At 61.3% G+C, this 10,874-nt stretch carries 8 protein-coding genes and 1 pseudogene; 6 read left to right on the forward strand and 3 right to left on the reverse strand.

What is annotated here, in order from left to right:
* The first annotated feature begins 23 nt into the window (after window positions 1-23).
* Genes istA through ACWNC0_RS00145 form a run of 5 tightly spaced genes read left to right on the forward strand, consistent with a single transcriptional unit; the run spans window position 24 to window position 4,189 of the window.
* Window positions 24-1,547, forward strand: coding sequence for an IS21 family transposase (gene istA, locus ACWNC0_RS00125; RefSeq protein WP_449468719.1), 1,524 nt, complete (start codon window positions 24-26; stop codon window positions 1,545-1,547).
* Window positions 1,537-2,343, forward strand: a complete 807-nt coding sequence (gene istB, locus ACWNC0_RS00130) for an IS21-like element helper ATPase IstB (protein ID WP_449468721.1) — start codon at window positions 1,537-1,539, stop codon at window positions 2,341-2,343. Before istA ends, istB begins: the two co-directional genes overlap by 11 nt.
* Window positions 2,344-2,345: 2 nt before the next feature.
* Window positions 2,346-2,783 carry a dihydrodipicolinate synthase family protein gene (locus tag ACWNC0_RS00135; protein WP_449468728.1) on the forward strand — a complete coding sequence of 146 codons (438 nt, stop codon included), beginning with the start codon at window positions 2,346-2,348 and terminating at the stop codon, window positions 2,781-2,783.
* Window positions 2,784-2,832: 49 nt separating this feature from the next.
* Window positions 2,833-3,612: an aldolase gene (locus tag ACWNC0_RS00140; protein WP_449468723.1), complete on the forward strand. Its 780-nt coding sequence runs from the start codon at window positions 2,833-2,835 to the stop codon at window positions 3,610-3,612.
* Window positions 3,613-3,655: 43 nt separating this feature from the next.
* Window positions 3,656-4,189 carry a nucleoside deaminase gene (locus tag ACWNC0_RS00145; RefSeq protein ID WP_449468724.1) on the forward strand — a complete coding sequence of 178 codons (534 nt, stop codon included), beginning with the start codon at window positions 3,656-3,658 and terminating at the stop codon, window positions 4,187-4,189.
* A 172-nt stretch (window positions 4,190-4,361) separates the two neighbouring features.
* On the opposite strand, the gene ACWNC0_RS00150 is transcribed toward ACWNC0_RS00145, so the two are convergent.
* The 3 genes and pseudogenes from ACWNC0_RS00150 to ACWNC0_RS00160 all read right to left on the reverse strand — a co-directional run bounded on the left by ACWNC0_RS00150 (window position 4,362) and on the right by ACWNC0_RS00160 (window position 7,724).
* The gene (locus tag ACWNC0_RS00150) at window positions 4,362-5,462 is read right to left on the reverse strand and encodes a replication initiator protein A (protein ID WP_449468725.1); all 1,101 of its coding nucleotides are present in this window, start codon (window positions 5,460-5,462) and stop codon (window positions 4,362-4,364) included.
* Between the two features lie 927 nt (window positions 5,463-6,389).
* Complete coding sequence (locus tag ACWNC0_RS00155) at window positions 6,390-7,175, reverse strand: SDR family NAD(P)-dependent oxidoreductase (protein ID WP_004213209.1); 786 nt, start codon at window positions 7,173-7,175, stop codon at window positions 6,390-6,392.
* A pseudogene (locus ACWNC0_RS00160) lies at window positions 7,172-7,724 on the reverse strand (recombinase family protein). The gene ACWNC0_RS00155 and the pseudogene ACWNC0_RS00160 overlap by 4 nt, the downstream one beginning before the upstream one ends.
* 139 nt (window positions 7,725-7,863) lie before the next feature.
* On the opposite strand from ACWNC0_RS00160, the gene ACWNC0_RS00165 reads away from it, so the two are divergent.
* Window positions 7,864-10,821, forward strand: coding sequence for a Tn3 family transposase (locus ACWNC0_RS00165; RefSeq protein ID WP_031286087.1), 2,958 nt, complete (start codon window positions 7,864-7,866; stop codon window positions 10,819-10,821).
* Window positions 10,822-10,874 lie beyond the last annotated feature (53 nt).

The following is a 10,874-nucleotide window of genomic DNA, read 5'->3' on the forward strand; positions in this document are numbered from 1 at the left end:
CGGGGGATCATGGAGTGTTGGACATGGCGTTATTGAGCGTTATCCGGCGCTGGCATTACCGCGATCATCTATCGATCCGCGAGATTGTCCGGCGCACAGGACTGTCACGGAATACGATCCGTAAATATCTGCGGTCAGATACGATCGAACCGCAGTTCAAGGTGCCCGAGCGGGCGAGCAAGCTGGATCCGTTTGCGGAACGACTGTCGGCCTGGCTGCAACGGGAGATGGCTCGCTCGCGCAAGCAGAAGCGCACGATCAAGCAGTTGCACGCCGATCTGGTGAGTCTGGGCTATGACGGTTCCTATGGCCGGGTCGCGGCCTTCGCGCGGGCGTGGCACGATGCCTATCGCCGTCAGCAGCAGATGAGCGGCCGCGGGACATTCGTGCCGCTATCCTTTGCCCCAGGAGAAGCGTTCCAGTTCGACTGGAGCGAGGACTGGGCGATCCTCGACGGCGTGCGCACAAAGCTGCAGGTGGCGCACTTCAAGCTCAGCCACAGCCGGGCCTTCACCCTGCGGGCCTATCTTCTTCAGACCCATGAGATGCTGTTCGACGCCCATAATCATGCGTTCCGCGTGCTGGGCGGGGTGCCGCGCCGGGGGATTTACGACAATATGCGTACCGCCGTCGACAAGGTCGGGCGCGGCAAGGAGCGTAACGTCAACACCCGCTTCCTCACGATGGTCAGCCATTACCTGTTCGAGGCCGAGTTCTGTAATCCGGCAGCAGGCTGGGAGAAGGGACAGGTCGAGAAGAACGTCCAGGATGCACGGCATCGCCTGTGGCAACCCACGCCGCAGGCCGAGAGCCTTGATGCCCTCAACCTGTGGCTGGAACAGCGCTGCAAGGCGCTATGGCAGGACATCCCGCATGGAATCGAGCCAGGCTCTGTCGCCGATGCCTGGGCCGATGAGGCGCAATGCCTGATGCCGGTGGGCAGGCCGTTCGACGGCTTTGTCGAACATGGCAAGCGGGTCTCGCCGACCTGCCTCGTGCATCTGGAGCGCAACCGTTACAGTGTGCCGGCGTCCTTCGCCAATCGGCCCGTCAGCCTGCGGGTCTATCCTGACCGCTTCCTGGTCGTCGCCGAGGGACAGATCATATGTGAGCATCGGCGCATCATCGACCGGTCCCATGATGGCCCGGGGCATACGGTCTATGACTGGCGGCATTATCTCGCGGTTGTCCAGCGCAAGCCCGGCGCGCTGCGCAATGGGGCGCCGTTCCTCGACCTGCCCGATCCCTTCCAGCGGCTGCAACGGCATCTGCTGCGCAATCCCGGCGGCGACAGGGAAATGGTCGAGATCCTGGCGCTGGTCCTGCATCACGACGAACAGGCCGTCCTGACCGCCGTCGCGATAGCGCTCGATGCGGGTGTTCCGACCAAGACCCATATCCTCAACCTGCTGCATCGGCTGCTCGATGGAAAGCCGATCTCGACGCCACCGGTCACGGCGCCGCAGGCGCTGAGGCTGGCCAGCGAACCGATGGCCAATGTCGAGCGCTATGACGCCCTGCGCCGGGAGAACCGCCATGCGTCATGATCCCGCCAGCGGTGCCATCGTCGTCATGCTGCGCAGCCTGAAAATGCATGGCATGGCGCAGGCCGTCGCCGATCTCATGGCTCAGGGCGCACCGGCCTTCGAGGCGGCGGTGCCGATCCTGTCCCAGTTGCTGAAAGCCGAAACGGCCGAGCGAGAGGTCCGGTCCGTCGCCTATCAGCTCAAGGTGGCGCGGTTCCCGGCCTATCGCGATCTGGCGGGCTTCGACTTTGTCAGCAGTGAGGTCAACGAGGCGCTGGTCCGGCAGCTGCATCGCTGCGACTTTATCGACGTCGCCGACAATATCGTGCTGGTCGGCGGTCCGGGCACCGGCAAGACCCACGTCGCTACGGCGCTCGGCGTACGGGCCATCGAGCAGCACCGAAAACGGGTCCGCTTCTTCTCCACGGTCGAACTGGTCAACGCCCTCGAACAGGAAAAGGCCCAGGGCAGAGCCGGGCAGATCGCCAATCGCCTGATCCACTCCGACCTCGTGATCCTCGATGAGCTCGGCTATCTGCCGTTCAGCGCATCAGGCGGCGCGCTGCTCTTCCATCTGCTCAGCAAACTTTATGAGCGCACCAGCGTCGTCATCACCACGAACCTGAGCTTCAGCGAATGGGCCAGCGTGTTCGGTGACGCAAAAATGACCACCGCGCTCCTCGATCGCCTCACCCACCACTGCCACATACTGGAAACCGGAAACGACAGCTTCCGCTTCAAGAACAGCTCGGCCCAGCAAGCCAAACCCGAAAAGGAGAAACATCATCTTGACCCACCAATGACAATCGAAACATAACTATCAGGCGGGTCAGTTCTCGGTGGAAATCCCGGGTCACATCTCACCGGAAATCAACAAGCAGTGGTGATCTTCATCGGATGCACGCCATCCGCGAGTTGTCGGACGGCACCATCCCGTTCTACAATGGTGCCAACCACCTCACGCTTGAGGCTCTGGCAGCCGGGGCGGCAGGTTGGTGCACTGCTGCACCTAACCTCATTGGTGATGAGCCGGCTCGGTTGTTTTCGCTCATGGCGGGGGGCAAACTGGAAGATGCGCGAGCACTCTTTTACAGTCTGCTCCCGATCCTTCGCTTCATCGTTCATGGGGGTCTGCCGACGACCGTAAAGGCCGGTCTCCGACTGAAAGGCTTGGAAGCGGGCGATCCCCGCCCGCCGCTCCTGCCCTTGGAAGGTGAGAGCCTGGAAGAACTGCGCAGGCTGCTGTCTGCCCACTGATCCGGTGTGCAAGGCCCGGCAGGATGGACCATCACAAGGAACGACGAACATGACGACGATGGCCGCATCGAAAGAAGAACTGGTCAGTCTGGCCCAAGCCCGGATGGATACGGCGCTGGTCCAGAATAGCTGGACCGACCGGCAGAAGCTGGCTCTCACCTGCCGCATCCTTTTTGAAGGAGGGCACGATTCCGGCTTGGCCGGACAAATCACATGCCGCACCGAGCGGCCTGGCACCTACTTCACTCAACGGCTCGGGCTTGGCTTTGATGAGATCAGTGCGCAAAATCTGCTCTTGGTCGATGAGGATCTAAATGTTCTCGAGGGAAACGGAATGGCCAACCCAGCCAATCGCTTCCACAGCTGGCTTTATCGCGCCAGGCCAGACGTGAACTGCATCGTCCACACACACCCGCTTCATGTGGCGGCGCTTTCGACCCTCGAGGTTCCGCTGGAGGTGTCCCATATGGACCTTTGCCCGCTCTACGAGGACGTTGCCTTTCTCAAGAAATGGCCCGGTGTCCCGGTCGGCAACGAGGAGGGCGAGATCATCTCCACCGCGATCGGCGACAAGAAGGCCATCCTTCTCGCGCATCATGGGCAGTTGATAGCCGGTGCGTCGATCGAGGAGGCTTGCGTACTGGCAATGCTGATCGAGCGTGCTGCGAAGATGCAGCTCCTTGCCATGGCGGCGGGGGATATCCAGCCAATCCCTGAGACGCTCGCTCGCGAAGCCCACCACTGGATCTCAAACCCGAAGCGGCATGGGGCGGCGTTCGACTATTATTCGCGCCGTGTGCTCAACAGGCACAATGATTGCCTGCTCTGAAGGTCGGCTATCGATGGGCGCTCTAATTCAGCCGAAGGAAGCAATGCGAAGGGCGATAGCCCTCTCTCAGCGCGCCATCTCGACGGAGAGCGGCCCACCGTTCGGGGCCGTGATTGTCAAGAATGGCACAATCATTGGCGAAGGCTTCAACCACGTTCATTCCAACAATGACCCGACTGCCCATGCCGAAATTGTGGCCATACGACAGGCCTGCGCTGAGATGCGATCACCGTTTTTGGACGGTGCCGTCCTCTACTCGAGTTCGGAACCTTGTCCAATGTGCATGGCGGCCATTTATTGGTCGAGAATTGCGGCTGTGTATTTCTCGACTGACCGCGATGCGGCAGCGCACGCAGGGTTCGATGACCGAGCGCTATACGAAGACCTTGCACTGCCATTGAACCAACGCCGGATTCCGATGAAGCAGATGATTCCGGAGGAAGGGCAGGTAACTTTTGAGATATGGCAGAATGATTGTCGAACCGCTGTGCAAACGCAACTGAGCGAACGGCCGTGGCCCGAGCACCGCCTGCCCGACCCGCACGACACCCTCGGTGAGGCCGTCGTGCGGCCATAGAAAAGGGGCGCTCCGTTGCCGGGTCGCCCCTGTCGTGAGACAGATCGCAAAGCGATCATTCCCCCTGTATTCATCCCCACTGTCGCAAACGTTGGCGACTATGCTTCATTTGGTAGACGGCGCGCTCCAACCTCCCTAATCAATGTTTGCATGTGGGCATGTACACATGGGGTCAACGCATCGGTTTCCGTTCGTGCCGTTTTTTACAGAAACCGAGGAAGGCAGCGCGGGGGCTTTTCAGTTCCGGCTTGCCCATGTCGTACCACCACGACACCCACTCTTCATAGAGTGCGTACACGTCATATCCCGGCGCGGCCGTCTTGGCGTCGTGCATCGTCTCAGGATCGATATAGGGGGAATCGTCGGCGACGGCGGCCGGATCGGGCTTGGACTTGAGGCCCGAGCGGTTGCGGAACAGGATCAGGTCATCATCCATCGTCACGGCATAGTCGGGGAAATGACTGTGCTCCGCGTCATGCTCGCAGACCTTCTTGACCAAGGCCCGAAACACCCGGAGCGGGCTGTTCGAGCCGCATTTCTTCTGTAGCAGCTCCAGCCCGATCTTCCATTCGTCCTTCACCCCGCAATGCTTGCGCGCCAACTCATACATACGCCGCTCGAACGGCTTGCGGAGTCGGAAATAGTCCCGATGGAGAGTCAGGACGTTCTTGCTGATGACAGAGCGATATACCCATTCCGACAGGGTGATTTCGAGATCGAGCATCCGGCCATCGAACGTCTTGCGGGTGATCCTGGCTTCCTCGATCAAGCCGAAAATCCGCGTTTCCTCAACGCCGCCGGTCTGAATGTTGGTCCGCACGGTGGTTCCGCGCAGGCGGGTAAGGGCGTCGGCCATCAGTCGATAGCCTTCGCCGCTGGTCTGCCGGTTGGTGGCGACCAGCATGTCATAGGCTTGCAGGCGGACGGTGCGGCTAGGGGATTCGCCCCTGTTCAATTTCGCGACGAGCTGCGAAATGCAGTAGATCAATATGTCCTTGTCGTGGATCGTCGCCAGGCCCTTGCCCGAAGGGATGATCTCGATAACGTTGCCGTTATGCTCGTAGCGCCGCATTCGGTTGTCGGGCTTGGTCGAGAGCGAGAAAACCGGATGCTCCATCGAGGCCATGTCATCCTTGGGGATGGCATCGAGCACGTCGCAAATGAACAGGTCCTGGTTGGGGTGCCGCACCGGCAACAGCGGCGTGCGATCGTCGCCTTCCACGGCCACGGCCGGCACGGCGTCAAACAGGGAAGGGGAGGGCTCTATCGTCATTTCAGTGACAGAGAGCTACTATCGTCATTTCACTAACGCAAGCGGATTATCGTCATTTCAAATTCACCCGTGCGCTATCGTCATTTCGATTACGCTTGGAGCGGGCTCGTCTATCGTCAGAGTGGATTCGCCTTATCGTCACTCTAGATTCGCTTTTTCGTCATAGTGGATTCACCCACCCCCGGGAAATGGCCGATTAATAACGTAATTACAATGTGATACGAAATCGCCCAAAACCCGTAACACAACTCTAAACCCATATTTTAACACTAGGCGAGGCTGTGGATAACTTCAGGCCGTGGTGCTTTCCGCCTGTCAGAGGAAGAGAAAAGCGCCGCCTCTTGGGGGCTTCGCCCCCGCCGGCTCGCGGCCTTCGGCCGCCCCGGATCGCTAAAGCGATCCTCCCACCCGGCATCCCCCATGATGAGCCGGCTTCGCCGGCGCGCTTTGTTTGTTTGAGGATGATGGCAACCGTCGCGCTCCTATCGGCAGCAAACCTCCTAGACCTACCGTTGCAAATGGCTTTCCAGAAAAGCCAGGCGGAAGGGCGGCGCGCAATCGGAGAGGGCAGGGAAGGCGGAAACGCCCCCACAGGCGCGATTTCCGGGCGACCCAGCGCCTTTCCAGCTCTCGGATAGGTTCCCGCCGTCGGAACCGCCTATGGCGCTCTACGGACTTCTCAGGGCGGGTCGATTTCCGGCGGGAGATCCGTTTAAACGCTTTTACGGCGAATCGAGTGGGCGAGCGACCATCGGCCGTTGAATATCCGCCACCCGAACACACCGGCGCCGATCCCCAGCAGGCCGCCCACCAGATAGGGGTGACTACACGAAAGTGACGTATCTGCACGCTAAGGGCGAACAAATCCGGTACGATGCCAGCAGATGCTATTCGCAGGCTTTCCTGCCCCTTTTATGTGGTGCCGCCCTACGGGCGCCGATATGGGAGGGCGGCAATCCGATTGACCAACGATCGAGGTAGAACCCTGCTCGCCAAATATGTGAGCTGGTTGCCCATCCCCGGTATGGCGAAGGATTGCCGATAAACCAGAGCGTGGACTGCATGGGCCGCGCACCGGTCAACGTCCATCAAACCCAACCTCCCCCACTTCAAATCGCTGAGGGCAGCCATGTCTGTGTCGATTCCACCGGGTGCAAAAGACCCAACACTCACTCCCGTCCCGGCAAGCTCCACGGAAAGCGCTCGCATGAGGGTGCTCACATAGGCTTTCGACGCGCCGTAGACCGCTTGGAAGGGCACGGATGTTTCGCCCGCCAGGCTCGACACGGCGATTACTGAGGATTCAAACGGCTGCTCCCTGAAAATCGCAATCAGGCGAGCCAGCAAATCCGTGAAACCGAGTATGTTTGTTTCAATTACCTCGGCATAAGTGTCGGCACGGCCTGCATCAAATGAACCAACGCTCGTCATTCCGGCAACCAACAAAGCGGCTGTTACTTGCAATTCTGCAACCTTAGCCGCGATTTTCTCCCTGCCCTCGATTTCACGTTGATCAGCCACTATAATCTCGCACGGCACATTGAACCGCTCGTCAATTTCGGTCTGTAGCTCCCGCAAGTTGTCGAGCCTTCGTCCAACAATCAGGGGCTTGGCCTGGTACGATGCCGCCAAGCGGAGGGCGGACGCTCTGCCCAAACCGGTCGAAGCCCCTGTGACCAGCACCCACGAGTTCTTGATCGCCAGCGGTTTCACGCGTTTTCCAGAGCCTTGTATAGGGCGGTTTTGCCGATCTTGAGCCGGGCCGCCGCCTCACGAACAGTGAGGCCCGCTGCGATATGCGCCCGCGCTTTACGTAGTTTGTCGGGGGTAACGACAGGCCGGCGACCACCCTTGTTGCCCCGCTCGCGTGCGGCCTTGAGGCCGGCATGAGTGCGTTCACGGATCAGGTCACGCTCGAATTGGGCCAGCGAGCCGAAGATGTTGAACACCAGCATGCCGCCCGAAGTGGTGGTGTCGATATTCTCGGTGAGTGAGCGGAACCCGATGCCGCGCGCCGCAAGCTCGCCGACCTTCTCGATCAGGTGGCTCATCGAGCGGCCGAGGCGGTCGAGTTTCCAGACCACCAGCGTGTCGCCGGGGCGCAAATAGGCGAGCGCTTCGGTTACCGCCAGGCCGATCGGCTTTTGCCCCGGATGCGTGATCGTCGAATATACGGTCGCACCCGGCAGTGTTCAGCGCGTCAAGCTGGAGCGACAGCTTCTGGTCTGCGGTCGAGACGCGCGCATAGCCGATCAGCGCCACATGATGCCCGATCCTGTCCGTTTTCCCGTCATTATGCGATCTTGTCCGAATCGCCGTTACAGGTCCAGAGTTAACGGACATATTCCTGTTGGCCGCCAGAGGACCGTCTGACGGACACGCAAAGCGAAGGAGATGATGCTTGGCGAGACGGCGACTGGTGAGCCTGGAAATCTGGGCGAGGCATTATGGCGCGCCGCTCGATGAGCGCGAGATCGCGCGTCATTATACGCTGACCAGCGACGACCTGGAAATTGTCGGCCGCCGTCGCGGCGATGCCACCCGGCTCGGCTATGCGATGCTCATGCTATATATGAGATGGCCTGGCCGTGCGCTGGAAGCGGGCGAAGTCCCGCCCGCTCCTGTGCTCGCCTATGTGGCGCAGCAACTCGGCGTCGCGCCGGCAGCCTTCGCGGATTATGCCCATCGGGACCAGACCCGTCGCGAGCATCTCGTCGAAATCCGACGATCGCACGGGTTCAGGATTTTTGACCGCAACGCTTTCCGTGAAGTTGTCGCCTTCTCGGTCCCAATCGCGCAGACCATCATACACCCCGGCCAGATGGCAGACGTCATCGTCGATGAACTCCGGCGCCTGCAGATCCTCCTGCCTTCTCCGTCGATTCTCGAAGCGGTGCTGCGGCGGGCGCGCCAGCAAGCCGAACAGCTTACCTATGAAGTGCTCACGAATGGCCTGCTGCCTGACACCCTTCAGGGCCTGGACGATTTGCTGGCCCGACGACCGGGGCAGGTCGCGACATGGCTATCCTGGATGCGCAATGCGCCACAATCGCCGGCAGCGCGCAACATCCTGCGCCTGATCGAACGGCTCGCCTATATCCGCGCGCTGGGCCTCGATCGCGCCCGTGCCGACATGATCCCGGCTTTGACTTTTGACAGGCTGGCGGACGAAGGCAGCCGCATCACACCCCAGCACCTTGGCGAACTCAATGCCCTGCGCCGCCATGCGACGCTGGCGGCAACCGGCATCCGGCTTGAGGAAAGCCTGACCGACGCCACCCTGACGATGTTCGACAAGCTGTTGGGCAGCATGGCGCGCCGCGCCGAGAACCGGACCCGCGACAAAGCCCTCAAGACGGTGCGCGAGTTGCAAGGCCACCTCCGGACGCTCACGGGGTCTTGCCGCCTCCTCATCGACGCGCGCAGCAAGGGCGTGGATTCTCTGGCGCAGATCGAGGCGCTGGACTGGCAGCACTTCGCCGTGGCCGTCGAGCAGGCCGAAGTGCTCGGGCGACCGGAAACCGTCGATCGCACCGCCGAATTGATCGAGCGGCATCGGACGGTGAAGCTCTTTGTCGGCGCTTTTCTCAACGCCTTCGAGTTTCGCGGCGCCGGCGCGGTTCAGGGGCTCCTGTCAGCGCTGGCCATCATCGCGGAGCTATATCGGACCGGCAAACGGCGCTTGCCTGATCGCGTGCCGCTACGCTTTGTGCCGCCCGCATGGCGCCCGTTCGTCCTGCGGGATGGCATCGTTGATCGTGCCGCTTATGAACTATGCGCCTTGTCGCAACTACGCGAGCGGTTGCGAGCCGGGGATATATGGGTCGCGGGAAGCCGGCAGTTTCGCGATTTCGACAGCTATCTCATACCGCCGGCGACCTTTGCGGCGCTGCGCGAGAAGGGGCCGTTGCCGCTCGCCATCGAAACGGATTTCGAGCGCCATATCGAGGAACGGCGCACCAGGCTCGACACGGCGATCGAGCAGGTAACGGTCCTTGCACGGCAAGGGGAGCTGCCCCAGGTTAAGCTTGACGAAAACGGTCTCATCATCTCGCCGCTGAAGGCGGCAACACCGCCCGCCACCGAGATTGCCCGTCGCGCCGCCTATGATCGACTGCCGCGCGTGAAGATCACCGATCTTCTGCTGGAGGTCGATGCCTGGACCGGGTTCAGCGAATGCTTCATCCATCGTCGTTCGGGCCGGGAAGCCGACGATCGCAATGCGCTGCTCACGGTCATCCTCGCCGATGGCATCAATCTCGGCCTCACACGCATGGCGGAAACCTGCCGGGGCGCAAGTCTGCGTCAGCTCGCCCATCTTCACGACTGGCACATCAGCGAAGCCGCCTATGGCGAAGCGTTGGGAAGGCTGATCGACGCCCATCGCGCCATGCCGCTCGCCGCGCTGTGGGGAGACGGCACCACTTCGTCGAGCGACGGACAGCAATTTCATGCCGGGGGCCGTGGGGCCGCGATCGGCGACATCAACGCGCGCAGCGGCAACGAACCAGGCGTTGCCTTCTACACCCATGTCTCGGATCGATATGACCCCTTCGCAAGTCGGGTGATCGCGGCGACCGCTGGCGAAGCGCCCTATGTGCTGGATGGCTTGCTGTATCACCAGACCGGCCTGACGATCGAGGAGCACTACACCGATACGGGCGGGGCATCGGACCATGTGTTCGGCCTCATGCCCTTCTTCGGCTACCGCTTCGCGCCGCGCCTGCGCGACATCAAGGAGCGTCGTTTACACCTCCTTCCCGGCCAAGAATCCGGCCCCTTGCTTGCCGGCATGACGGCCGAACCGATCGCATTGGGTCATGTCGCGGCGCATTGGGACGAACTGCTGCGGTTCGCCACGTCGATCCGCACCGGCACCGTCACTGCTTCGGCAATGCTGCGCCGCTTGTCCGCCTATCCGCGACAGAACGGACTGGCCCTCGCACTACGCGAGCTGGGCCGCCTCGAACGCTCCATTTTCATGCTCGACTGGCTGCGCGACATCGACCTGCGCCGGCGCACCCAGGCGGGCCTCAACAAAGGCGAAGCCCGCAACGCGCTCGCCCGCGCGCTCTTCTTCAACCAGCTCGGCGAACTGCGCGATCGTCGGTTCGAGAACCAGACCTATCGCGCCTCCGGCCTCAACCTGCTCGTCGCCGCCATCATCTTGTGGAACACTCGCTATCTCGAAATGGCGCTGGCGGACATCGGCACAGCCGACGAAATCGCACGCCACATCGCGCCATTGGGCTGGGAGCATATCTCGCTGACCGGTGACTATAGCTGGAATGTTGAAGATCAACCCGATCCGGACGCCTTGCGACCGCTGCGCGCCGTCAACTCCCTACTTGCCGCGTGACGTTCGCTATCCGTTCGCCCTTTCCGTGCAGATACGTCACTTTCGTGTAGTCA

The organism is Sphingobium chungangianum (assembly GCF_977014255.1).